Origin of the sequence: Aquimarina spinulae (assembly GCF_943373825.1) — a bacterium.
Lineage (GTDB): Bacteria > Bacteroidota > Bacteroidia > Flavobacteriales > Flavobacteriaceae > Aquimarina > Aquimarina spinulae.
The window spans coordinates 1-24549 of the sequence record NZ_CALSBP010000003.1 but is presented as its reverse complement, the minus strand read 5'-3'; the positions used below and the strand labels follow the sequence as shown (position 1 = coordinate 24549).

Annotated in this window: 20 protein-coding genes; 8 read left to right on the top strand and 12 right to left on the bottom strand. The window is 32.3% G+C overall.

Features of this window, described 5'->3' with window-relative positions; translation table 11 throughout:
* Position 1: 1 nt before the first annotated feature.
* From NNH57_RS22830 to NNH57_RS22815, 4 genes are all read right to left on the bottom strand, one after another.
* Positions 2-733 carry a LytR/AlgR family response regulator transcription factor gene (locus NNH57_RS22830; protein WP_074406437.1) on the bottom strand — a complete coding sequence of 244 codons (732 nt, stop codon included), beginning with the start codon at positions 731-733 and terminating at the stop codon, positions 2-4.
* On the bottom strand, positions 730-1791 hold the full coding sequence (locus NNH57_RS22825) for a sensor histidine kinase (RefSeq protein WP_234423429.1): 1062 nt from the start codon (positions 1789-1791) through the stop codon (positions 730-732). Before NNH57_RS22825 ends, NNH57_RS22830 begins: the two co-directional genes overlap by 4 nt.
* Before the next feature lie 104 nt (positions 1792-1895).
* Positions 1896-2978, bottom strand: coding sequence for a hypothetical protein (locus NNH57_RS22820; RefSeq protein WP_199915440.1), 1083 nt, complete (start codon positions 2976-2978; stop codon positions 1896-1898).
* A gap of 94 nt (positions 2979-3072) precedes the next feature.
* Complete coding sequence (locus NNH57_RS22815; RefSeq protein ID WP_074406438.1) at positions 3073-4512, bottom strand: serine hydrolase domain-containing protein; 1440 nt, start codon at positions 4510-4512, stop codon at positions 3073-3075.
* Positions 4513-4801: 289 nt separating this feature from the next.
* Here NNH57_RS22815 and NNH57_RS22810 point away from each other — a divergent pair, with 289 nt between their 5' ends.
* Together NNH57_RS22810 and NNH57_RS22805 are read left to right on the top strand one after the other, a co-directional pair.
* Positions 4802-7156 (top strand): TonB-dependent receptor, encoded by a 2355-nt coding sequence (locus NNH57_RS22810; RefSeq protein WP_108808870.1) that lies wholly within the window; start codon positions 4802-4804, stop codon positions 7154-7156.
* A gap of 176 nt (positions 7157-7332) precedes the next feature.
* On the top strand, positions 7333-7911 hold the full coding sequence (locus NNH57_RS22805) for a PhnA domain-containing protein (RefSeq protein WP_074406440.1): 579 nt from the start codon (positions 7333-7335) through the stop codon (positions 7909-7911).
* Between the two features lie 15 nt (positions 7912-7926).
* Here the strand turns inward: NNH57_RS22805 and NNH57_RS22800 are convergent, their stop codons facing one another.
* From NNH57_RS22800 to NNH57_RS22785, 4 genes are all read right to left on the bottom strand, one after another.
* Positions 7927-8421 carry a GNAT family N-acetyltransferase gene (locus tag NNH57_RS22800; RefSeq protein WP_074406441.1) on the bottom strand — a complete coding sequence of 165 codons (495 nt, stop codon included), beginning with the start codon at positions 8419-8421 and terminating at the stop codon, positions 7927-7929.
* A gap of 98 nt (positions 8422-8519) precedes the next feature.
* Entirely contained in the window at positions 8520-11186 is a 2667-nt protein-coding gene (locus tag NNH57_RS22795; RefSeq protein WP_108808869.1) for a DNA gyrase/topoisomerase IV subunit A, read from the bottom strand.
* Between the two features lie 25 nt (positions 11187-11211).
* Complete coding sequence (locus NNH57_RS22790; RefSeq protein WP_074406443.1) at positions 11212-13071, bottom strand: DNA topoisomerase IV subunit B; 1860 nt, start codon at positions 13069-13071, stop codon at positions 11212-11214.
* 160 nt (positions 13072-13231) lie between these two features.
* Complete coding sequence (locus tag NNH57_RS22785; protein ID WP_074406444.1) at positions 13232-14122, bottom strand: LysR family transcriptional regulator; 891 nt, start codon at positions 14120-14122, stop codon at positions 13232-13234.
* A 133-nt stretch (positions 14123-14255) separates the two neighbouring features.
* Between NNH57_RS22785 and NNH57_RS22780 the strand changes: the two genes are divergently transcribed.
* The 4 genes from NNH57_RS22780 (at position 14256) to ppk2 (NNH57_RS22765) (ending at position 16884) form a co-directional block, all read left to right on the top strand.
* A complete protein-coding gene (locus NNH57_RS22780; protein WP_074406445.1) occupies positions 14256-14648 on the top strand; it encodes a rhodanese-like domain-containing protein in 393 nt (130 codons plus the stop codon).
* A 10-nt stretch (positions 14649-14658) separates the two neighbouring features.
* Positions 14659-15102, top strand: a complete 444-nt coding sequence (locus NNH57_RS22775) for a GNAT family N-acetyltransferase (protein ID WP_074406446.1) — start codon at positions 14659-14661, stop codon at positions 15100-15102.
* 126 nt (positions 15103-15228) lie between these two features.
* On the top strand, positions 15229-16074 hold the full coding sequence (ppk2, locus tag NNH57_RS22770) for a polyphosphate kinase 2 (RefSeq protein ID WP_074406447.1): 846 nt from the start codon (positions 15229-15231) through the stop codon (positions 16072-16074).
* Positions 16075-16077: 3 nt separating this feature from the next.
* Entirely contained in the window at positions 16078-16884 is an 807-nt protein-coding gene (ppk2, locus tag NNH57_RS22765) for a polyphosphate kinase 2 (RefSeq protein ID WP_074406448.1), read from the top strand.
* 53 nt (positions 16885-16937) lie between these two features.
* Here the strand turns inward: ppk2 (NNH57_RS22765) and NNH57_RS22760 are convergent, their stop codons facing one another.
* Positions 16938-18815 carry a M61 family metallopeptidase gene (locus NNH57_RS22760; RefSeq protein ID WP_108808868.1) on the bottom strand — a complete coding sequence of 626 codons (1878 nt, stop codon included), beginning with the start codon at positions 18813-18815 and terminating at the stop codon, positions 16938-16940.
* Between the two features lie 131 nt (positions 18816-18946).
* Between NNH57_RS22760 and NNH57_RS22755 the strand changes: the two genes are divergently transcribed.
* Positions 18947-19723, top strand: coding sequence for an alpha/beta fold hydrolase (locus tag NNH57_RS22755; protein WP_234423428.1), 777 nt, complete (start codon positions 18947-18949; stop codon positions 19721-19723).
* Positions 19724-19726: 3 nt separating this feature from the next.
* On the opposite strand, the gene NNH57_RS22750 is transcribed toward NNH57_RS22755, so the two are convergent.
* The 3 genes from NNH57_RS22750 to ychF all read right to left on the bottom strand — a co-directional run bounded on the left by NNH57_RS22750 (position 19727) and on the right by ychF (position 23500).
* A complete protein-coding gene (locus NNH57_RS22750) occupies positions 19727-21229 on the bottom strand; it encodes a response regulator (RefSeq protein ID WP_108808867.1) in 1503 nt (500 codons plus the stop codon).
* A 139-nt stretch (positions 21230-21368) separates the two neighbouring features.
* A complete protein-coding gene (locus NNH57_RS22745; protein ID WP_074406451.1) occupies positions 21369-22286 on the bottom strand; it encodes a DMT family transporter in 918 nt (305 codons plus the stop codon).
* 119 nt (positions 22287-22405) lie between these two features.
* Positions 22406-23500, bottom strand: a complete 1095-nt coding sequence (gene ychF, locus NNH57_RS22740) for a redox-regulated ATPase YchF (protein ID WP_074406452.1) — start codon at positions 23498-23500, stop codon at positions 22406-22408.
* A gap of 208 nt (positions 23501-23708) precedes the next feature.
* Here ychF and NNH57_RS22735 point away from each other — a divergent pair, with 208 nt between their 5' ends.
* Positions 23709-24233 carry a hypothetical protein gene (locus NNH57_RS22735; protein ID WP_074406453.1) on the top strand — a complete coding sequence of 175 codons (525 nt, stop codon included), beginning with the start codon at positions 23709-23711 and terminating at the stop codon, positions 24231-24233.
* The last annotated feature ends 316 nt before the right edge of the window (positions 24234-24549 follow it).

The window sequence follows — 24549 nt, the reverse complement described above, 5'->3', positions numbered from 1 at the left end:
ATTATATTTTTTCTAAAAATGGAAATACCTTATCTCTGTAACTAACACCTATAGGAATTTCTACAGTATCAATATCAATATCGTTTGTTGTAAAAGCCGTTACTTTTTTTAGATTAATAATATAAGATCGATGTGTTCTCAAAAATTCTTTATCTGCTAATTCGAGTTCTATATCACCAATTTTATACTTAGCCACAATACATTTCTTATCCGTATGTATTTTTATATAATCTTTTAGGCTTTCAATGTATAAAATGGTATTTAAATGTATTTTGTGATGTTTGTTTCCTGATTTGATAAGAATATATGGATCTTCTCCGGTTAATGCATTAACGGGTGCTTCTGTATCTCTTTGAATTCCATTTCTTATTCTGAAATAACGCTCTACTGCTTTAAAAAACCTATCAAAAGTAACAGGTTTCAAAATATAATCTACGATATCCAGGTCATACCCTTCTAGAGCATAATCTCTATAAGCCGTTGTTAGGATAGTACTAGGAGGATGTTTTATCGTTTTTAAAAGGTCTATCCCAGTTACCGAAGGCATTTTTACATCCAAAAACAATAAATCAATAGCTTCATTATTCAGAATCTCAAAAGCTTTTAGTGCATTATTACAGGAGGCAACCACTTCTAAAGACTCTATTTGAGAAATGTGCTTTTCTATAAGTCGTACAGCCAAAGGTTCATCATCAACGATCAAACATCTTGTCTTTGTAGTAAATGTATTCATACTGTAAGTTCTAGAGTTACTGTAAATAAATTTTCTTTTTCTTTGATATTAAGTATATAACTATCAGAGTAAATTAAATCTAATTGTTGCTTGATGTTATTAAGCCCTATAGATTCCTTAACTCCCTCTTGTGTAGAGTTAGCAACAGAATTAGTTACTACAAAGGTAAAAAGAGTATCTTGATAACGAATAGAAATATCAATTTCTGGGGATCCGCTATCCTCTCCTGCTCCATGCTTAAATGCATTTTCTACTAATGGAAGCAAAATAAGCGGAGCTATTTCAATATCCTCTTCTAATGATGTATTAAATGTCACCTGCAAACGATCGTCATATCGTAGTTTTTCAAGGGCAATATAATTTTCCAGGAAAGAAATTTCGTTTGTAACTGAAACAAATTTAGTGTTACATCTATACAGCACATAATCCAGTATCTCTGATAGCTTACTTATCGATTCTGGAGTTTTTGGAGAATTATCCAAAGACAACATATAAATATTATTAAGAGTGTTAAATAAAAAATGAGGATGTAATTGAGTCTTAAGCATTTTTAATTCTGCTCCCACTTTCTCTTTTTCTAATAACAAATTTTGTTGTTTCACCTTAGAAATATCTACTATAAACTGAACTGCCAGAAAAATTAATGCTGCTATATAAATACTAGGGAAATAGTGTACCATCAAAAATTTTACATCCAGAAAAATTTCAGCAACTGTTTCTTGAGTAAATGGAGGTTTTCTTACCAATGGTTCTGCTACATGAACTATTAACACTCTACTTAATGCACTAAATATGTAAGCACTAAGGCTAATTAAAATGGCAAAACTCACATACTTTTTTGTGTAAATAAATTTGGGAACCAAAACGTATGTTAAAGAATAGGAAGCTAATATTTGAGGAATCATAATACAAATCTTATACACCAAAGAAGCGACCATTGTATGATTTTCTTCAAAATCATCTCTAACCATAAAAAACAATAACACAACCAACCAAAATATAATATGAAAAGATAATCTTGACTGTGTAAAATGTTCTTTTAATTTTTTAAAATTCATAATCCAAATATGCTGTTATATACGATTTATTCTCTAAAAAAAATCAATCAATAATTTCACTCTAAATTACTGCTTTTTTGGAGAGGTATTTTACTATAGGCCAACTACTTTTTATAAAGAAACTCGGCGGCAGATACTCCCATTTTTCGATGGTTATGGCCAATATTTGGTATTATTTTTAGCTCCCAATTAAAAATGAGATTCATCTTCTTCGCTTTTGCTTTTGCCTCGTTAAAAAAGAATTTCCCTCTTTCTAATCTATGTACTCCTTGTTTATCAGCAGATATTGATCTCAACAAAGTACCACCTATTTCATTTTCATTATCTAATTCTCCTATAAATAAAATTAATTTTTTTCTAAACGAAGACTTCAAATCTTGCTCTGTAAGTTTTGTGTTTTTTATTCCAAAAGGAAGTTCTGATTCAAAATCTGGCAAAGTATAAAAACCGGAATTAGATGCTAAAATCCTGTTGGCTTTAGAATTTTGCTGGAAGATTGCCATACGATGTAAAATTTGACCACCTGCAGAATGCCCAAAAAGATCATATTGTGTTTGGGTAGCATGTAGAGTATCAACAACAAGGTCAAATAACCTGTCAAAGTCCTGAAAAATCCATTTTTCGGGATTAGAATTCACTTTAAAAGTAAAGCTATCCTCTTTTAGCTTTACAATATTAGAGTTTTTCACATATTCTATATTGTTTTTCAAATTCAAATCATACATCAATCCACACATATGATAGGCTCCGAATCCATATTCTTTTTCAGAATACATTGGTGAAAGAATAAGTACGCCATATTTTTCTGAAGCAGAAATCCAGGCATCTCTATAACTATCTCCATTTCTTCCTGCCCCGGGAACAACGATTAAAATTTTTGATTCTGATTGGTAGTTTTTTGGCTTATGATAAAACACTTTTATGCTTTTGTTTTTATTTCCGTTTCCGCCATCAATAAGAAATTCTCCAGAACCATTTTGAATGTTAATTTCGTTTAAAATCAATTTTTTTTCCAAATCAATTTTCTTTATGAGTTTCATTTTGCAATGTGAACAAGTTCCGGGTTTAGAAAAAGTTAATTCATCACAGGATAGTCCGCAAGGTTTGCAAATGTAGTCTTCTATTTGATTTTCAAAAGAAGTAAGAATTAGAACTACACTAAGTAAAAAGGCCATTTTTGTTTCCATCTTTTTGTTCATTAATAATTATACATAGTGTTCTACCAAAATGTGATATCTCGTTTATGAGATCATACTATAGTTTTTGTTATAATCAAAAAGATTAGTTTTCGTTTGTAAACACCCCAGAAAATCTAAATAATGGTAAACTCTGTGATGGTTTTACTAGTCCTGGACTCCTATAATACATAGTTTTTCCATAAATAGTATTGTTATTAAAATCAATTACTGTATATAAAATTCCGTGAGGGTGTATAAGTGCATATCTATTTTTTCTTTGTAAATAAATAAGAGGGTATATTTTCATATCCTCTGTATTTGGTTCAATAATTAGTCTGTCATTTTCACCATCAAGAATGAGAGTGCCTTTTTTATCAATTTCTTTTCCTTTATTTTTGACTTTAAGAATAACTTCTGCTTTTCCTTTAGGTTGAGTAATTGGAGTGGCTGGAGTTAGAAAAAGTAAAGCAATCATATGCGCAGTTTCTTCAATTGCCCATATTCTTTGAGCATTTGCCATGATAGAAATGGTTAGTTCTTCATCTGGAAAAATACTAATTACACTTCGGGTTCCTCCCATCGCGCCTGCATGTTCATGAATTCGTCGTCCATCTATATCCCAATTTTCACGCCATCCTATCCCCACTCCTGTTTTTTTCCCTGAACTTAGTTTTTGGCTTTCAAACATTGTTTTAACAACACTTGTCTTTATAAATCCATTTATATAAGAATCGCCCATTTTGGTTAAATCAGTTGGAGTAGAAACCATTCCTCCTCCTGCCCACTTGTAACTAGGATTTTCTGGATTACTGATCTTTACTGGAAGTCCTTTATTTATTCCTTCTTTATAAAAATCATATAGCTCTGTCATTTCGATAGATGGATTAGATCGAAAATCGGGCTGAGTTGCTTGCATAGATAAAGGTTTCAATACTTTATCATTTAGATAATCAAGAAAGCTTTGATTTGATGCTCCTTCAATTACCTTAGATAATAAAGTGTATCCATGTGTACTGTATTGATATTTAGAACCTGGTTCATGTAAAAGTTCTATATGTGCAAATACTCCTAATGCTTCTTCTACAGATTTATAAAAACGTTGTTCAATTTTATCTTTATATGAATAATGGGGAATACCAGCAATATGTCCGGCAAGTTGTCTTGTGCTAAACGAATGTTTTTTCTTAGGAAACATAGGTACATAGGAATGTACGGGTTCATCTAGATCTAATTTATTTTCTTGAATTAATTTGGCTAGCGCAGTTGCTGCTATAACTTTAGATACTGATGCTGCTCTAAATTGAGTATTTGGCGTTACTTGCTTTTTTGTTTTCAGATTCGCATACCCAAATCCTTCAGCAAAAATAATTTTTTCTTTATGACGTATTGCAATTGACATCCCTGGAGGGGTATTTGGTAAATCCATCAATTTTTCTATCATCGCTTTAGCAAGGTTTTTGGGTTGCTTAAAGGAATCTTGAGCATAAGTATTATTCCAAATTAAAAACAAAAAACTTAAAACAATTAATCGCTTATCAAACATATCGTTACTATTTATTTTGATTATTCTATATAATTATAAGGGTTCAAAAAATTCATTTAATTCCTTATTCAGAAAATATATTTAAACAAAAATATGTCTTGTTATGAGTCTAAAATACTGAAGTAGACCAATCCTTAAAAAAAACACCCAAATACAGTAAAAAAACCCATGAAAAAAGCATATGCATTATTCTTTATCATCCGACGATTTTTTGATAGTATTTGTCGATAACTCAAAATCAGTATCAACAAAACAAGCACTTTTGGCAAGAATCAAAAAACGAATCAGAATGAAGAAAATAGCATTTATATGCTTGTTAAGTGGTTTTATGTCATTACAAGCGCAAATGTCAAAACAATTAACTCTTAGTGGTAAAGTAATAGAAAAAGTATACAAACAACCGTTAGAGTTTGCAACAATAGCAATAATAAACTCGGTAAATCAAAAAACTATTACGGGTGGAATCACCAACGCAGAAGGAAATTTTGCTATAGAAGTCCCTCCTGGTAAATACACTATTAAAATAGAATATATCTCTTTTAAAGCATACATAGTAAATGATATAACTGTCGCCGCTGATATGACTCTTGATACTATAATACTCGAGGAAGATAATGAGCAGTTAGCTGAAGTAACAATAGTATCAGAAAAAACTACTGTAGAATATAAATTAGATAAAAAAGTATTTAATGTAGGAAAAGATCTTATTCATAAAGGAGGAACAATAAGTGATGTATTAGACAATGTGCCTTCGGTAAGTGTAGACGCAGCAGGAGCAGTTAGTCTTAGAGGAAATCCTAGTGTTAGAATACTAATTAATGGAAAACCTTCTGTACTTACTGCAAACAATGGGCTTGAGCAGATTCCGGCAGAAAACATCGAAAAAGTAGAGGTTATCACCAACCCTTCAGCCAGATACGAATCTGAAGGCGCTGCAGGTATTATAAACATTATTCTTAAAAAAAATAAACGTTCTGGTTTTGGAGGTTCTTTACAACTTACTTCAGGAATTCCTGCAAATCACAATGCAAATATTAACCTAAATTATAAAACAGAAAAAATTAATGTATTCGCTAACCTAGGGTACAGATATGCTAATTTTTTTGGAAAAGAAAAACAAACACAAACTACCCAAATAAACGCTATAACCAATAGTGTAAACCTTAATGCAGACACCAAAAGAAATGATGATCATTATAATATTTATTTTGGCGGGGATTATTACGTTAATGATAAAAACACACTTACTGCAAGCTTTTATCATAACAAATTAAAGAATACTGATGAAACTGATTTCACTTATACTTATCTAAATACCAATAAAGAAACAGATAGTGTTATATCACGAAAAGAGGATTATAAAGAACCTCAAAATTTTAATCAGTTAGAAATCAATTATGTAAAAACATTTGATAAAAAGGGGCAAAAATTTACAGCTAATGTTCAGTACGATTTTTGGAATGATGATGAAAATGAAATGATCACACAACAACGTATTCTACCAACCGAAGGAGGTCTAACAAGAATCAGAACCCGGGATGTAGAAAGTAGTAAAGATCTTCTTATACTATCTGACTTCATATCTCCTTTGACCGAAAAATCCAGATTAGAAACAGGTGTTAGAGCAGAAATCAGGAGAATTACCAGTGATTATACCGCATGGGCAGACGATCAAATATTAGAAGGTTTTGATAATCGCCTGGATTATGACGAGCGTATTTATGGAGCATATATGCAATATGGTAACAATAGAAAAAAATTTAATTATCTTCTCGGGGTTAGACTAGAACATTCTAATATCGGTATTAGTGATCGCGAAGCTCTTTTTAGTAATAAGAAAAAATACACAGACATATTTCCTACCACTCATTTTACTTATAATTTTACAGAAAGAACTAATCTTCAATTAAGTTATAGCAGAAGAATTAACAGGCCTAGGTTCTGGCAATTAAATCCTTTTGGAGGGCTTTCGGATCCTAGAGATCTCTTTGCAGGAAATCCTGATTTAAACCCTGCATATGCCAATATTCTTGAACTTGCATTATTAAAAAGGTGGGCAAAAATAACGCTCAATCCATCAGTTTACTATCAATATCATACAGATTTCTTTCAGTTTATTACCTCTCCTACTGCCGAAGGAGGTTTTATAACAACACCCGTAAATTTATCTCATGAAGAACGTCTTGGATTTGAGTTAGCAACAACATATAACCCGTTTAAATGGTGGCGTTTATCTGGTGAGTTTAATTATTATACTTTTACACAAGAAGGAACTTATGAAAATATCAATTATGATACAGAAGATACAAAATGGTCTACAAGAGTAAATTCTAGAATGAAGTTTTCAAAAGGGTTTTCTATACAAACAAATTTTACCTATCAGGGAAAAAGTAATAGTGGGCAAAGACTTATCAAATCACAATATTGGGCAAACTTTGGGATTAGTAAAGACCTATTTAAAGACAAAGTTTCTCTAACGCTTAATGCGAATAACATTTTTGATTCTAGAATTAATAAATCCACAGTTACAGGGCAAAACTATAATTTGGTTTCCTCTACTACCAGAAGTGGCAGAAGAGTTAGTGCGACTCTTACATATCGTTTTAATCGTAAAAAATCTGACCGTGACCGTTTACCAGACTAATCAATATACTGGTACTAAAATTTCAATTAATAAAAGCCCTTTAGATTTTCTAATTCTAATGGGCTCTTACTAATATTTGTCATCAACAACAAATAGGTTATCTGCTATTTCATAATTACAAATTTTAATGCACTTTTGCAGTATTAAACAATCCATATAATAAACGTATCATTATAATGAGTCTAGAAAGAGAATTACACAAGCGTAGCGGATCTGTATGTGAATTATCAGGAGAAACTGAAAATTTAAAAGTCTATGAAGTTCCTAAGTCTCCGGGGACAGGTCTGGATTCGCATATTCTTATTTCTCAAGTGTGTTTAGAACAAATAGAAGACCCTGAAAAAGTAGATGCAAATCACTGGCGTTGTCTTAATGATAGTATGTGGAGTGAAGTTCCTGCGGTACAAGTAATGGCATGGAGAATGTTACATAGATTAAAATCTGAAGGTTGGCCGCAAGATTTATTAGATATGCTATATCTGGATGAAGATATGACAGCATGGGCAAATGCCACTGGAGATGGTGATGATAAAGAGGATGCTATTAAACATTTAGATGCCAATGGTGCACTATTACAAGCTGGAGATTCTGTTGTCTTGATTAAAGATCTGGATGTAAAAGGTGCTAATTTTACTGCCAAACGAGGTACTCATGTTCGAAATATTTCATTAGTGCATGATAATGCCGAACATATAGAAGGTCGAGCTAATGGGCAACATATTGTGATTCTTACAAAGTTTGTAAAGAAATCTTAAGATAAATAAATAGTTCTATATTTTGTTGGTAGTAGTGTTTATGTATTCGTTTTCAAGCATCGACATGATTATTAAGTTTTTAAATTCACCATTAACCCATATACTATCTCTTAATATTCCTTCCTCTTTAAACCCTTCTGATTGATATAAATATCTGGCTCTTTCATTCGTTTCGAATACATCTAACCACAAGCGATGACAGTCTAATTTTTTAAAACAGTACTGTTTTAGTTCTTTGATTGCCATTCTACCATAACCTCTTCCTTTTGAGTTTATAACGATTCTTCGAAATTCAATACTCCTGTTGTTATTTTGTAATCCTGCCAATATTACAAAACCAATTGTTATATTATTTTCAGATTTCAATATCAAATGTTCTATATCGCTATCCGTTATCAGGTGTAAATGTTCTTCTCTGGAGTTAGGCAATATGAACTGTGAGTTTTCAGTATCGGCTTCTATCGATACGACAGTCTCAATATCTATTTCTTGAGTTTTACAGATTAACAAATTAGAATGTTTTTTACTTTTTCATTTCTGAAGAAGTTAGTTTCTCTATTAAGTTTATTAATATGTACCACTACATATTAATACTTTTTAATCAATATCTAAAAAAGACTAGCTTGTTCCCCTTCTTCACCGGTATCAGTGTCATTATCTAAAGATTTTGTTGAAGTTTGATTGTCGGTTGCTTCAGGAGATACATTCTCTTCTTCTATCACTTCAATTTCTTCGGCAGGAAGAGACTCTTGTTCTTCATATGGTAATGGATCCAGTAGATTGATCTGTTTTACTTTATGTGTAGTTAATTGATTTCCCAAAGCTTTTGATCCTTTGATCGATATAAACTCTTCGAGGTTTATTTCATCGTTCGGTCGTTGATCTTTGCCTCTAAGCTTCGTAAATATTATTTCTGCTATCGGTCTATAATCTGTAGAAACAACTTCTAAGAAAGATTTTTGATGTTCTGTAATAAAAGCCTCTTCGCGCTCTGGGTGTTCTATTAAAAACCGTTTTACATAATATTTTTCTTTCTCCCCATCCCAATATATTGCAGATATTGGTTTTTTGGGTTTCCATTTTTCTAAAACAATCATATCCGAACTAAAATGCAATGTCATTTCGGGAATTATTGTTTTTGCATTACCTTTTTGGGTAATAACCAAAAGACGATCCTCTCCTCTAAATTCACCTAATAATTCTCCTCTTCCATCTACATTAAGGCGTTGTACCGAATCATCAAACCAAATTCTTCGTGGTTTTAGGGTAGATACTCCTTGTTCTTTCAATTCAACACGTTTAATATTATATTTAGTGACAATATTTCCTTTTACCCCTCTACCTTTGATTAACAAATCGGCAAAGTCAAGGTCAAATTTTAATTTTTTAATACTTCCTGCTTGTCGCAAGAAAATAGTAATTACTTCGGCCTCACCATTTGGGTTAGCAGAGAAATACGTGACTTTTGATCCTTTTTTCCCTTGTGCAAGATCATATTCTTTATCCCTGGTGACCCCGGTAACGGCAAAACGCTTAACATATGAAGCTCCTCCTCTACCGTCCTGATAAATCAAATTATAGATGGTACGTTTATCTTTTTTCTTAAAGACAGCAACATGAATTATATTTTTACCTATAAAAGTCTTTGATCCAACTTTGGTGATCATTAACTTTCCTTCTCCTGTAAAACATATAATATCATCAATATCAGAACAATCTGCTACATATTCATCTCTACGAAGTGAAGTCCCTATAAATCCTTCTTCTCGATTTACATATAATTTTGTATTTCTAATTACTACTTTGGTTGCTTCAATATCATCAAAAATCTTGATTTCGGTCTTACGCTCTTTTCCTTTACCATATGTAGTTTTTAGCCTTTTAAAATAATCTATTGCAAACTCTATAAGGTGCTCAAGATTATGTTTTACCTGAGCTATATCTTCTTCAAGGGCATCTATTTTTTGCTGTGCTTTATCTATATCAAATTTAGAAATACGTTTAATTCGAATTTCTGTTAGACGTACAATATCTTCCTCGGTAATCGCTCGTTTTAGATGTTTGATATGAGGTTGTAATCCTTTATCAATAGCTTCAATCACCCCCGGCCATGTTTCTACTTCTTCTATATCCCGGTAGATCCGGTTTTCGATAAATATTCTTTCTAATGATGCAAAATGCCATTGTTCCTGTAATTCTTCTAACTGAATCTCGAGCTCTTTCTTTAATAATTCTACTGTATTATCGGTAGAACGGCGTAACATTTCTGAAACACCAATAAAGTTTGGCTTATTGTCTTCTATAACACACCCTAATGGTGATATAGACACTTCGCAATTCGTAAATGCATAAAGTGCATCGATCGTTTTATCAGGGGAGATACCAGAAGGAAGATGTATTAATATTTCTACTTTTGCTGCGGTATTATCCTCTATTTTCTTAATCTTTATCTTTCCTTTTTCATTAGCTTTAAGAATAGAATCTATTAAAGATGTGGTTGTAGTAGAAAATGGTATCTCATTTATAACTAAAGTGTTCTTCTCATATTGAGATATCTCGGCACGCACCCTAACTTTACCGCCACGATTACCGTCATTATAATTTGTAAAATCTGCTATTCCAGATGTAGGAAAGTCTGGAAAAATAGTAAATCGTTTACCTTGTAAATGTTTAATGGATGCATCGATCAATTCGATAAAATTGTGTGGTAAAATCTTAGTACTTAATCCAACCGCTATTCCTTCTGCTCCTTGTGCCAGTAATAAAGGAAATTTTACTGGGAGATTAATAGGTTCTTTCTTTCTACCATCATAGGATAATTGCCAGTCGGTAACTTTGGGATTGTAAACTACATCTAATGCAAACTTAGACAGACGGGCTTCTATGTATCTAGATGCGGCTGCTCTATCACCGGTAAGGATATTACCCCAGTTACCTTGCATATCAATCAGCAATTCTTTTTGCCCAACTTGAACCATCGCATCAGCAATACTGGCATCACCATGAGGGTGATACTGCATCGTATGCCCAACAATATTGGCCACTTTATTATATCGACCATCATCGAGATCCTTCATAGAATGAAGAATACGACGTTGTACTGGTTTTAAACCATCTTCAATTGCCGGTACTGCTCGTTCTAAGATTACATAAGATGCATAATCCAAAAACCAGTCTTTATACATTCCTGTAACCTTAGTGATCACCTCTTGTGGTTGATGATCTTCGGGGGTAGAATCGTGATGTAGTTCTTCGTTTTCGTTTTCCAAATCCATATATAATTTCTGGGGCTTCTAATAATTATAATTCTTCATCTATTGTATCCAGTTCTACTTTTAGATTATCTATGATAAATTCTTGTCGTTGCGGTGTGTTTTTTCCCATATAAAAAGACAATAATTCTTCAATCGATTTTTCTTTATCCAGCATTACAGGATCTAAACGTATATCATCCCCTATAAAGTGCACAAATTCATCTGGAGAAATCTCACCTAATCCCTTAAATCGTGTGATTTCTGGTTTACCTGATAATTTTGCAATAGCATCTCTTCTTTCCTGCTCAGAATAACAATAGATTGTTTCTTTTTTGTTCCGAACTCTAAATAATGGAGTTTGTAATATATATAAATGTCCTTCTTTTATTACTTCGGGAAAGAATTGTAAGAAAAAGGTGATTAACAACAATCGTATGTGCATTCCGTCTACATCGGCATCTGTTGCAATTACAATATTGTTATATCTTAAATCTTCTAATGATTCTTCTATATTTAATGCTGCTTGTAATAGATTGAATTCTTCATTTTCGTACACAATCTTTTTACTCATGTTATAGCTATTCAACGGTTTTCCGCGTAAGCTAAAAACAGCTTGAGTATTTACATCTCTGGATTTGGTTATTGATCCACTTGCAGAATCTCCCTCGGTAATAAACAGAGTACTTTCGAGATTACGATCTTTCTTACTATCAGTAAGGTGAACACGACAATCTCTTAATTTCTTATTATGTAGACTGGCTTTTTTTGCCCTTTCTTTTGCTAGTTTCCGAATTCCGGATAAATCTTTACGCTCGCGTTCTGCCTGTAATATTTTACGTTGTAGACTTTCTGCTGTATTAGGGTTCTTATGAAGAAAGTTGTCTAATTTAGTTTTTACAAAATCATTAATATAGGTTCGAACTGTTGGTAAGTCTCCTCCCATTTCTGTAGATCCCAATTTGGTCTTGGTCTGACTTTCAAAAACAGGTTCCATCACTTTTATGCTTATCGCAGATACAATTGATTTACGAATATCACTGGCCTCATAGTTTTTACCATAATATTCTCTAATGGTCTTTACTACTGCTTCTCGAAATGCAGCCTGATGTGTTCCTCCTTGTGTAGTATGCTGCCCATTTACAAAAGAATGGTACTCCTCACTATATTGTGTTTTACTATGAGTAATCGCTATTTCGATATCATCACCTTGAAGATGAATAATATCATACAATCGATCCTCTTGATTTATAGTATCAGAAAGTAAATCTTTTAATCCATTTTCTGAAAAATATTTCTCACCATTAAAGATAATGGTCAAACCTGGATTAAGATACACATAGTTTTTTAGCATTTTGGCTACATACTCTGCGCGGTACTTATAATGTTTAAATATAGTACCATCTGGCACAAAAGATACTTTAGTTCCTCTTCTACGAGAAGTTTCTTCTAATGTTTCCTGATTCGTAAGATTTCCTTTTTCGAATTCTGCCGAAGCTGATTTACCATCTCGAGTAGACTCTACTTTAAAAAATGCAGATAACGCATTAACCGCTTTGGTACCCACTCCATTAAGTCCTACTGATTTTTTAAATGCCCGGGAATCATATTTACCTCCGGTATTCATTTTAGAAACGACATCTACCACTTTACCTAGCGGAATCCCACGTCCATAATCTCGAACAACTACTTTTTCTCCTTGAATAGAGATTTCAATCGTCTTGCCCGCTCCCATTACATACTCATCAATCGAATTGTCGAGTACCTCTTTTACTAAAATATAGATACCATCATCTGCAGAAGAACCATCACCTAGTTTCCCGATATACATTCCGGGTCGCATACGTATATGTTCTTTCCAGTCGAGGGATCGTATATTATCTTCGGTGTATTTGGTTTCTTTGCTCATAAATATAGGGTAGAATGCCTGCTAATATAAGGTTTCACTTACAAAATTAAAATAGCCTTTCTACAAAGTAATTAACAAATCGACAGTGAATTTTGTTGATTATTTGGTATGCAGCCATTTGAAGCATTTAATTAGACCGTTTTTAAATAAAAAACAGAAATCACATCCCAAGAAACTCCTCTTTAAAGCTCGAAATAAAATCATTAATATATTTTTTATGTACATCTTCTTTTCTAACGGCCAAATAATGGGTTCTTTTTACCCCATACTTCCCAATGCTTTTAAATATTAAATCTCTAGGCATTTTGAGTGATTTTAATGCCCATTTTGGCATGCATATGATTCCCATATTGGCATTCACCATTTCTAAAGAAACTTCGGTAAGCGGGATAGCAGAAATTTTTATGGGGGTTATGCTATTGGGTTTTAAGAATTGCTCATAAACAGATACTGTTTCTAAAGGGAAAGAATGAATGATCAAATGAATATTTGCAAAGTCACTAGCACTTAAATATTCGGCTTTGCCATACTTATGTTCTTTGTGCATAATAGCATACGTTTCATCCTCAAACAATGTAATACTTGATAATCGATCATTTGCAGGTATAGAAGTTACTAAAGCAATATCAATTTCGTTTGATAATAGTTTTGAAATCGGTTGATGTGTGGCTTCAAGAATAAGATCTACATCAATCTGGGGATATAGCATTCCCATTTTTTGAATGAATCCCGGTAATCCCTGATAAAAAGAATAACACTCTGTACTTACTTTAATATTTCCTTTAGATCCCGTTTTTATTTGTTGGATACTATTAAATCCTTGTTCAATAGTTTCGAGTACTTCATTAGCCACTCTATACAATTCTCGGCCTTCTTCTGTTAATTTCCATTTATTTCTTGTTCTATGAAATACTTTAAAACCTAATCTCCCTTCTAATTCTTTTAATTGATGACTTAATGCCGATTGCGTTAAAAACAATCGCTCTGATGAGTTAGCAATATTACCCTCTTCTGTAATAGTTTTTATGAGTCTGAAATACTTAATATCCATACCTACAAAGCTACAATAATACTATGGTACCGAATGTGAAAATATTTCAATTACAGTATCGAATCATTCATCTAATCCAGTAGGAATAGACTATGAATTGATGGTACATTTGACAAAATAAAAACACAGCATAATGGAAAATCAAATTAAATTTTACGAAAACAAATTAGCTTATGAAATGGATCCTTCTGATTTATTTGATGCCCTCGAAAAAGAAGAAAACATCATAGTGGTCGATACCAGACAATCTTTTGGGTATAAAAAAGAACATATCCCAACTGCTATTAACCTACCTCATCAGGAAATGACAGTAGAAAACACGACTCATCTTGATAAAACAAAAACTTATATTTGTTATTGTGATGGTATAGGTTGTAATGCTTCGACCAAAGGAGCATTATATATGGCCAGGCTTGGTTTTAAAGTAAAAGAATTAATAGGTGGTATTGAATGGTGGAAATTTGATGGATATGCCACACAGGGAACCAAACCCTCTGAGGGTTCCTTAATTCGATGTGCATGTTAAAAACAAAATTATGATCATTAGATTTGCAAAAGAAGAAGATATCAAACAAATTGTTTTACTGTGTAAAGCTCATGCTATATATGAAAAAGCAACGTTTGATTCTAATAAGAAAGCAACGTTACTTTTACAATATCTTTTCGAGTCAGAGACTGTCCTAAAGTGCGTTGTTGTAGAACAAAATAACGAGCTTTTGGGATATGCAACTTTTATGAAACAGTTCTCGACCTGGGATGCTAATTTTTATATCTATCTCGATTGTTTATATCTTAAAGAAGAAACGCGAGGAAAAGGAATTGGTACAAAAATAATGGCTTTGATAAAAGAATTTGCTATATCAGAAAACTGTACTGTTATTCAGTGGCAAACTCCAGATTTTAATACCGATGCCATCAACTTTTATAAAAAAACAGGAGCAAAATCAAAAGCCAAAGAAAGGTTTTTCTGGAAAGTGTAACCAGAAAAACAATATAAACCATACTCTTCAAGTTTTTTATGCTAAAGAATTGTTACTATAGTTCGATAAAATTCATTTTATTTTTACCTTTAATCACTACTTACAGAATAATAAATTATAAACTTTATGTTTACACTTGAAGAGTTAAATCAAGTCAAAAAACGGAAACATTTGATCCATCTTGCAGATCAAAAAAACATCAACATCAAAAAAATATTACAGAAACTTCGATATGAGGAGGAGCTTCGCTCTCTACAAGGAGAACTGGTAAATCTTCAGCAATGGATAGCAAAAAAGAAGCTACGTGTTGCAGTAATTTTTGAAGGAAGAGATGCTGCCGGTAAAGGAGGGTCTATAAAACGATTTACAGAGCATCTTAATCCTCGTTCTATGCGTATTGTTGCGTTATCAAAACCTACCGAAGTCGAAAAAGGACAGTGGTATTTTAGAAGATATATTAAAGAATTACCTAACCCGGGAGAGATTGTTTTTTTTGATCGTAGCTGGTATAACCGTGCTGTTGTAGAACCTGTTATGGGGTTTTGCACCAATAAACAATATAAAAATTTTATGGTACAAGTTCCCGAATTTGAACATATGCTATATGAAGATGGGATTATAGTAATCAAGTTTTGGTTCTCGATATCTAAAGAAGAGCAGAAAAAACGCTTTGATGCAAGACTACAAAATCCTTTAAAAGTATGGAAATTTAGCCCTGTAGATATGAAAGGACAGCAATTATGGACTAAATACACTAAATACAAGGAGCAAATGTTCTCAAAAACCCATACAACATTTAGCCCCTGGGTTATTGTAAAAACCAACAGTAAGAAAACTGCTCGTTTAGAAAGCATGAGGTATGTATTATCGAGATTTGACTATACAGGTAAATCAAAAGCAAAAACCACATTACTTCCTGATCCTAATGTGATTCTAAGGTACTATAGATATATTGAACAAATAGATATTTGATGAATGAAGACAACTCAAAAAACAAAACATATTAACCTTTCTAAAGAAGATCTGGAAATCCTAAACTCTCCTATTGGTTTAAAATATCTGTTTATGGATAAAAAGACTGATGTTGAAAAGGTGTTGAGAATGGTTAAATATGAAATACAATTAAAAGAACTTCAGGCCGAACTTATCAAATTACAAAACTGGAGCATAAAAAATGAGAAGAAAATAGTAATTATTTTTGAAGGCCGTGATGCTGCAGGAAAAGGCGGGGCAATACGCCGAATTACTTCTCATATAAATCCCAGACATTTTCGAATTGTAGCATTGCCAAAACCTACTAGTGAAGAAGAAGGACAATGGTATTTTCAGCGTTATGTAAATCAATTGCCTACACCAGGAGAAATGGTTCTTTTTGATCGTAGCTGGTATAATCGGGCAGTTGTAGAACCTGTTAATGGGTTTTGCACCGAAAATCAGTATACAACATTTATGGGGCAGGTAAACGATTTTGAAAGAATGATATTAGAATCTGACACGTATCTCATTAAGTTTTATTTTTCTATCACCAAAGAAGAACAAGCTGCTCGTTTTAAAGATATCAAATCAAGTCCTTTAAAAAAATGGAAAATGACCCCTGTAGATGAAAAGGCTCAAGAACTCTGGGAAGAATATACTAAGTATAAGGTTAAAATGTTTAAAAAAACGAATACCGAGCTTTCTCCCTGGGTTATCATCGAGGCCGATCGTAAAACCGAAGCGCGAATTAAAGCTATACAATATGTTTTAAATACGATTCCTTACAAAGATGAAGAAGTTATTTAAAATTAAAAAAGGCCCTGTACAAGGGCCTTTTTTAGTTTTTTTTTTATAAATATCTATCCTTTTAACCAAGCTTTTCTAAGCTCTGATTGCTCTTTTGTAGAATTATCAATTACTTTAAGTTTTTTCCCTTTGGTAAAAGATTTAGTTACTTTAGTTTTAATAACAACTTCTTCTCCTGCTCTATTAAGTTTAACTTCAATATCATCTCCTTCTTGCCATTGAAAAGTCGCACCTAGTATATTATTAGCATTCTGCAATGTCAATTTAGTACCATTTACTTCTACAATATCATCGTTTGGTTTCGCTCCATTTTCTGCCCAGAAGCTATTATCAGAAACTAAATCTGTAAAAAAGATAGTTCCTTTTTCCTGATTTCCAGCTACAATTAAGACTCCAGAATTTTGGATATAATTTGTTTCTACTCTTTCTGATTCTACCGATAACCCAACTTTTTTAAAGAATTCTTCATAGTTAATAGGAGTTTTTCCTACAACATGAGTTTGCAAAAATTCACCAATAGCTGGATAAGTCATTGCCGTAATCTCTTCTATAATTTTATCATCGTTAAAAGGTTTGTTTTTACCATATTTAAGAGATAACTCTTTCATCAAAGATAAGATTCCTCGATTCCCATTACTTTCTTCACGCATTAGAATATCAATACACATGCCTATTAATGCTCCTTTTTCATATACATTAACATAGTTAGCGGCATAAGGTTGATCCAATATATTTTCACTCATTACGGTAAAACTCATTGTATCATCAAATCCACTTGCACTCTGAATTTTACCCATGATTTTATCATAAAACTCCTGCTCTTCTACCAATCCCTGGTTAACCTGAAATAAGGTCGCAAAATATTCGGTTACTCCTTCATACATCCATAAATGTTTTGAAAAAGTAGGTTTGTCATAATCGAAGTAATGTACATCTTCAGAATGCACACTAAGTGGAGTTACAATATGGAAAAATTCATGAGAAACGACATCAATCATTGCAGATGCCAACGCTTCATCGGGCATTTGTTCTGGTAATACTACTACGGTAGACGTATGATGCTCTAGTGCTCCAAATCCCGCAGGGGCATTTTCTGTGCTGGGTGCTAAATACAAATATATATCATAACGAGGCGTACTATTGATATCTCCAAGATATGCTTTTTGCCCTTTCATCATTTTAAATACCGTTTCTTTTATCTTAGCCGCTGTATGTACTTTATTCGGAGAATATATACTTAGCACAATTTTGATATCCCCAACCATAAATTCTTCGACATCAAGATTTCCATACATCATTGGGTTATCTGTAATTTCAAAATACCGTGTTGCCAAATATTTATCTGTAGTAACTGCTTTATCTTCACTAATTGTTGATCCTGCATTGGGCAAAGCAGAGGTTCTCTTCATTTCCGATGGCGCTTTTACCTCTAATGCATACTGATTATTTTTCAGCACATCAAAATATCCTATAAACCCATGAAGATTTAACACATAATTGTCTGGCTCTATATTGGTCCCAGAAGGGGAGAAAGGTGTGCCGATATCTGTGTTTTCTATATCATAAGTATCATTGACCAGGTAGCTAATTTTATCAAGCTGCTTGGCATTTGCAATCAACCATGTATTGGTGTCTTCTTTTTCTGTTTTAATTTCATTTCCTTGATAATCAAAAGCTTTAAAATCATCTACAAATTTCCCAAAATCACTTACAGCATAAGTACCCTGCACCACTTTGGGAATACGATATTTTACGGTATCCTGAATAAAGCGTCCTGGATTTATAGTAACCGGAACTTTATCGTCTTTTACCTGAGTTAAATCTATGGCTGTTGCTATAGGTACATTTGTTGCTATATCATTTGTAGGAGTATTGGTTCCACAACCAATTAATAATACACCAATGGAAATCTTGGCTAATGTTTTTTTCATTGTATTGGATTAACTATTTACTTTAGCTAGACTTAAAAAAATGTCTAGTGTGTCAATTTTGATGATGCAAAATATACAATTTGCATAGACTTTAGCTTATTTTTAGCACTTTTTATAACAAAACCACTATTTTGGATTTAATAATTAATAAACAGCGATTACAATTCTCTAAAAGCCCTAAGTTACTAGCTCCAGAAAAGGTAACCGTTATTTTTTTACATGATTCTTTAGGGTGTATTGAATTATGGAAAGATTTCCCCAAACAAATAGCAAAAAAAGCAGGGTGCAATATTCTTTCGTATGATCGCCAGGGATATGGTAAATCTGCTCCTTTTATTACTTCTAAAAGAAATAATGATTACTTAAAAGAAGAGGCTCATATTCTAGGGAAAATAATACAGAATTTAGGGGTAAGCAATGTGGTATTATTTGGCCATAGTGATGGTGGTAGTATTGCCTTATTAACTGCAGCTTTGTTTCCTGAAAAAATTACAGGTATTATTACAGAAGGGGCCCATGTATTTGTAGAGCAAGAAACCATTAACGGTATTAAAGCGGCAGTCCTTGCGTATCAAAATACTTCTCTTAAAGAAAAACTATATAAATACCATGGAAATAAAACTGAAGCTGTTTTTAGAATGTGGACAGAGACATGGCTTTCTGAAGCTTATCAATCCTGGAATATTGAAGAATATTTACCTAAGATTAAATGTCCTTCTCTAATAATTCAGGGAGAAAAAGATGAGTATGGAACACTGGATCAGGTAAATTCTATTGTAAAAAACACGTCGGGTTACTCTGAAGATTTACTAATTCCTGATATTGGGCATACACCACATAAAGAGAGTACAGAAATTGTGGTTAAAAACGTCATTTCATTTATTAATAAGATATATCCTTCTCATTAAAAACTAAGGCAACAAATGCTTTGCTATAATGTTTTTAAGGTCATTCTTATTTAATGGTTTATTAATAATATCATTCATTCCTATTTCCATACATTCTTCTTGCACTTCACTTAACTCTGCAGCTGTAAGAGCAATAATGGGTGTGATCTCATTAAATTCTCGTATACGTCTGGTAGCTTCTGTTCCATTAAGATAAGGCATATTTAAATCCATCAGGATAAGATCAAAATCTTCTTTTTTAACCATTTGCAAAGCATTAAAGCCATTCTCTACAATAGTACAGTCATACCCTATTATATTTAAAAGGTTTTTGGTAACAATTTGATTTATTTTATTATCCTCTGCCACCAATATTCGTCTATAAACAGTATTGATGTTATTACTATTCGAGTCTATTTCTTTCTCTTCCTTTTCATCTATAATTTCTAATTGTAAATCAAAATGAAACTTGGTTCCTCTCCCTTCTTTACTGTCCAAATAAATTTTGCTATCCATCATCTCTAAAAGATTTTTAACAATAGATAAACCTAATCCTGTTCCTTCAGACTTATTAAACTCTCTACCTACCTGGGAAAACTTCTCGAATACAAACTCTTTTTTATCTTCTGGGATTCCTACACCATTATCCTCTACTTCATATCTAATAGTAATCATCTCATTCTCGATAGAGAGGATTTTTATTCTAAGCCATATTTTTCCATTTTCAGTAAACTTTGATGAATTTCCGATCAGATTAATTAGAACTTCCGATATTTTAAGAGAATCTACATTTAGTACATCTGGTAGTTCATTAGGTATTTCTAAAATAAGCTCGTTATTTTTATTTTTTGCCTGGTACTCAAAAGAATATAATAAGTTCTGAGAAAGCTGAAGTAGGTTTGTAGGAGTCTTTGTAAGTTTTTCATTATTAGACTCAATCTTACTTATTTTCAACACTTTATTTATTAAATCCAAAAGGTAGTCTCCAGAAAATTTTAATGAACTAAGTAATTTTTTGTGCTTTGGCGAAATATCTTTTTCTTCTAACAATAATGTGGTAATCCCTACCACTCCATAAAGAGGAGTTCTTAGTTCATGACTCACTGTAGAAATAAATTGAGATTTTGTATTGGTAAGTTTTTCTGCTTCTGCCTTTGCTTCGATAAGCTGCTCATTTTTTTCTTTTAAAGCATCGCTATTTTTTTCTCTCACTTTATATTTCCTATACAATAAAAACAAGATGATTAGTAATAGAACAAGACTCACCAACAGTATATTAATAATAGTATTTTTTCTGGCTATCTCTTCTAAATATACTTCTTGTTTATTGTTTTCAAGCTGTCTTTGATATATATCTTCATCAAAGTTTGCCTTTTTAACCTCTACCGGTTTTGTTTCCCCTCTACTGGATTTCTCTAGTGATGCTACTTTGCTGTCATCAATATTATCGCTTATTCGTCCATAACCAACAATACTAATAAATACAAAGCAGTACAGTACTACTATCCTTAAGCCCCCTTTACTCATAAATATTACAAATCTAATTTACTTATCCAATTTTTTCTTTGGAAAGCAATCCCCATCAACGTAAGTAAACACTTACTAATTAGAGTGTTAAATTAATGAAAAAACATTAAAAAATACTCAAAAATAACATTGAAACTTTTTATAGGCGAATAGATTTTCCCCTATTTTGTTTTTTCTTTGAGATTACATATACTCCAAGAATCACTATTGTAGCACCAATTATTTGAATTATTGACAAGTTTTCTCCCAAAAGGAAATAAGCCAATAAAATTGTAGATACAGGCCCTAAACTTGCTATAATCGAAAAATTAGAAGCTCCCAGTTTAGCAATAGCTGCAGATACCAAATAAGAAGGTATAATTGTAGAAAAGACTGCCATAATAATACAAATAAAATATACTTCTAAGGGGTAGTTCATTATATTTTGCCTATCAAAAACCAAATATTGAATAATTATACATAGAGATGAAACTATCATTGCATATGAAGTAAAAGTTACTACACCAAACTTAGGAATTAACCATCCGCTCCCTACGAGATAAATAGCATAGGTTAATGCACTTAAGAAAACCAAAGCACCACCCAGAATGACATGCGTAGTTTCAATTTGAAGCTCTCCCCAAAATGTAACGATCACACCAATATATGTTAGTAAAATAGCTAATAGTTGTCGCTTCGTTATTATATTTTTCAAAAAAATACGTGAAATAATAATAACCAGTGTTGGATAAATAAAAAGAATTATTCGTTCTAACCCTGCCTTAATGTATTGTAATCCAAGGAAATCAAAATAACTCGCTAAATAATACCCAACGAATCCAAAAAATAAAATCCACAAGTAATCTATTCTTCTAATTTTATTTTTCTCTACTGGTTTTTTATACAAGGCCAATACAATGTATATAGGTAAAGAAAACAACATTCTAAACAATAATAGATGTTCTGAGCTTATTTCAAATTTATACGCTAATTTGACTAATACTGCTTTTGCAGAGAATAAAACGATACCAACAATTGCCAGTGCAATTCCGTACGAGGATAACTTACTATTTTGCATTTTTCAAAAATAGTAGTATTGTTATTTTTGAAAAATCTAAAAACTTTCTAATTACGATACCCAACAAAAAACCCTTTCTGGCATTACCAGAAAGGGCTTTATAAATCAACAAGATATTTTTATACATTAAATAAGAAATGCATTACATCTCCGTCATTTACGACATATGTCTTTCCTTCTACTCCAAGCTTTCCGGCTTCTCTCACCTTAGATTCGCTACCATACTTTACAAAATCATCATACTTGATAACTTCTGCTCGTATAAAACCTTTCTCAAAATCGGTATGAATCACTCCTGCTGCTTGTGGTGCCGTAGCCCCTATATTAACCGTCCATGCTCTTACTTCTTTCTCGCCAGCAGTAAAATAAGTTTGCTGGTTTAATAATTTATATGCTGCGCGAATTAATACTGATGCCCCTGCTTCTTCTAACCCCATATCCTGCAAAAATAATTGGCGCTCTTCATAATCATCTAGCTCGGTAATATCAGCTTCGGTACCTACGGCTAACACTATTACTTCTGCTCTTTCTGATGCTACAGTTTCTTTTACTTTTTTCACATAATCATTTCCATCAACTGCAGCCCCTTCGTCAACATTGCAAACATAAAGTACTGGTTTATCTGTTATAAACTGTAATGGTCTAACATATGCGGTATGATCATCTTCAGAGATGTCGATTGCTCTAACCGATATTCCTGCTTCTAGCCCTTCTCTAAGTTTTAATAAAATTGCTTCTTCCTTTTGTGCTTCTTTATTACCGGTTTTGGCTGCCCTTTTTACTTTATCCAGTTTTTTTTCTACGCTTTCCAGATCTTTAAGCTGCAATTCTATATCGATAGTTTCTTTATCTCTAATTGGGTCTACCGAGCCATCTACATGAACAATATTATCATTATCAAAACAACGTAATACATGTATTATAGCATCTGTTTCTCTAATATTTCCTAAAAACTGATTCCCTAATCCTTCTCCTTTACTCGCTCCTTTTACTAAACCTGCAATATCCACAATTTCGACCGTTGCGGGGATTACCCGTTCGGGTACTACTAACTCCTCTAGCTTCTCCAGCCTATGGTCTGGTACATTCACCACCCCAATATTGGGTTCTATGGTACAAAAAGGAAAATTAGCACTCTGTGCTTTTGCATTAGATAAACAATTAAACAATGTTGATTTTCCAACATTTGGTAACCCTACGATTCCTGCTTTCATGGTACGTATATTAATAATGGTTGGGATATATTCTATGGTTCGCTCCCAATTTTTAAGAGTGCAAAGATAATGCTATTCATCTATAGTAAACAAGTACAGATTCATAAGATTATTTAATAAATAAATTACAGCAAAAATTTCCAATTAAAGTCTTTAGGTTTTAGCATATTTTAGTTTTTTTGTAATTTTATATCTAATAAATACATAAATGAAAACTTTAAAAACTCTAATCACAGTAGTATTTATGATATGTACTACTGTTAACTACGCACAATCAGACGAAAAAAAAGACAAACAAAATTCTTCACAAGAAACAGTAACTAAAACTATTCGTATCAAAGGGCCTAATGGTGAAGAAAAAGTTATTAAAAAACAGGAAGTTATTACTAAAAAAAGCAAAATAACGTTTAGCCCTGACGGTGAAGATCAAATTAATCAATCTGCTATTTATGAAGATGATGAAGTAGTAGTACAAAAGTTTGAAACTACTTCGGATATGGTGGGTTACACTAAAGTTGCAGATGAGAAAGGTTTTATAGTAACTTTTTTAAATAAATCAGGAGATAAAGTTGCTAAGGTAAGACCTCTTAGAAAGGGGCTCTATATTGTAAATTCTGGAGGTAATGATAACTGTTTAGGGTATTTTGATGAAAATAAAAATTTCATCCTAGAGATGTATGACTCCAAAATAGATGAGGTAACCAAAATTGTATATAAATATCAAGAAAACTAAATATTAAACAACATTAATTAACAATTAAAACCGGATCTCTAATAAGATTCGGTTTTTTTATGATTTTCACCACATAGATCTTTCTATGTAAACTTCTATTTATAAATAATTTATGATAAATAATAGGCACAGCCTTATTTGAAAAACCTAAATTTAGGTGATGATTTAAAATCATAGTATAAATCTTAAAACCAAAAATTATGTTACAAACAATTTTAAATTTTAAAGGAGTCCAGAAACTTAACAGAAAACAACTTCAGGTTATTAAGGGTTCTGGATGGCCGAGAAACGAACAAGATTGTCTAGCTTGTGGTGG

What these genes read in the sequence shown, in the direction of transcription:
- NNH57_RS22830 (WP_074406437.1), bottom strand. Translation starts at nt 733, where the DNA reads ATGAATACATTTACTACAAAGACAAGATGTTTGATCGTTGATGATGAA.
- NNH57_RS22750 (WP_108808867.1), bottom strand. Translation starts at nt 21,229, where the DNA reads ATGAGTAAAGGGGGCTTAAGGATAGTAGTACTGTACTGCTTTGTATTT.
- ppk2 (WP_074406448.1), top strand. Translation starts at nt 16,078, where the DNA reads ATGAAGACAACTCAAAAAACAAAACATATTAACCTTTCTAAAGAAGAT.
- NNH57_RS22825 (WP_234423429.1), bottom strand. Translation starts at nt 1,791, where the DNA reads ATGAATTTTAAAAAATTAAAAGAACATTTTACACAGTCAAGATTATCT.
- NNH57_RS22760 (WP_108808868.1), bottom strand. Translation starts at nt 18,815, where the DNA reads ATGAAAAAAACATTAGCCAAGATTTCCATTGGTGTATTATTAATTGGT.
- NNH57_RS22790 (WP_074406443.1), bottom strand. Translation starts at nt 13,071, where the DNA reads ATGAGCAAAGAAACCAAATACACCGAAGATAATATACGATCCCTCGAC.
- NNH57_RS22780 (WP_074406445.1), top strand. Translation starts at nt 14,256, where the DNA reads ATGGAAAATCAAATTAAATTTTACGAAAACAAATTAGCTTATGAAATG.
- NNH57_RS22805 (WP_074406440.1), top strand. Translation starts at nt 7,333, where the DNA reads ATGAGTCTAGAAAGAGAATTACACAAGCGTAGCGGATCTGTATGTGAA.
- NNH57_RS22735 (WP_074406453.1), top strand. Translation starts at nt 23,709, where the DNA reads ATGAAAACTTTAAAAACTCTAATCACAGTAGTATTTATGATATGTACT.
- NNH57_RS22775 (WP_074406446.1), top strand. Translation starts at nt 14,659, where the DNA reads ATGATCATTAGATTTGCAAAAGAAGAAGATATCAAACAAATTGTTTTA.
- ppk2 (WP_074406447.1), top strand. Translation starts at nt 15,229, where the DNA reads ATGTTTACACTTGAAGAGTTAAATCAAGTCAAAAAACGGAAACATTTG.
- ychF (WP_074406452.1), bottom strand. Translation starts at nt 23,500, where the DNA reads ATGAAAGCAGGAATCGTAGGGTTACCAAATGTTGGAAAATCAACATTG.
- NNH57_RS22815 (WP_074406438.1), bottom strand. Translation starts at nt 4,512, where the DNA reads ATGTTTGATAAGCGATTAATTGTTTTAAGTTTTTTGTTTTTAATTTGG.
- NNH57_RS22785 (WP_074406444.1), bottom strand. Translation starts at nt 14,122, where the DNA reads ATGGATATTAAGTATTTCAGACTCATAAAAACTATTACAGAAGAGGGT.
- NNH57_RS22745 (WP_074406451.1), bottom strand. Translation starts at nt 22,286, where the DNA reads ATGCAAAATAGTAAGTTATCCTCGTACGGAATTGCACTGGCAATTGTT.
- NNH57_RS22820 (WP_199915440.1), bottom strand. Translation starts at nt 2,978, where the DNA reads ATGGAAACAAAAATGGCCTTTTTACTTAGTGTAGTTCTAATTCTTACT.
- NNH57_RS22795 (WP_108808869.1), bottom strand. Translation starts at nt 11,186, where the DNA reads ATGGATTTGGAAAACGAAAACGAAGAACTACATCACGATTCTACCCCC.
- NNH57_RS22810 (WP_108808870.1), top strand. Translation starts at nt 4,802, where the DNA reads ATGAAGAAAATAGCATTTATATGCTTGTTAAGTGGTTTTATGTCATTA.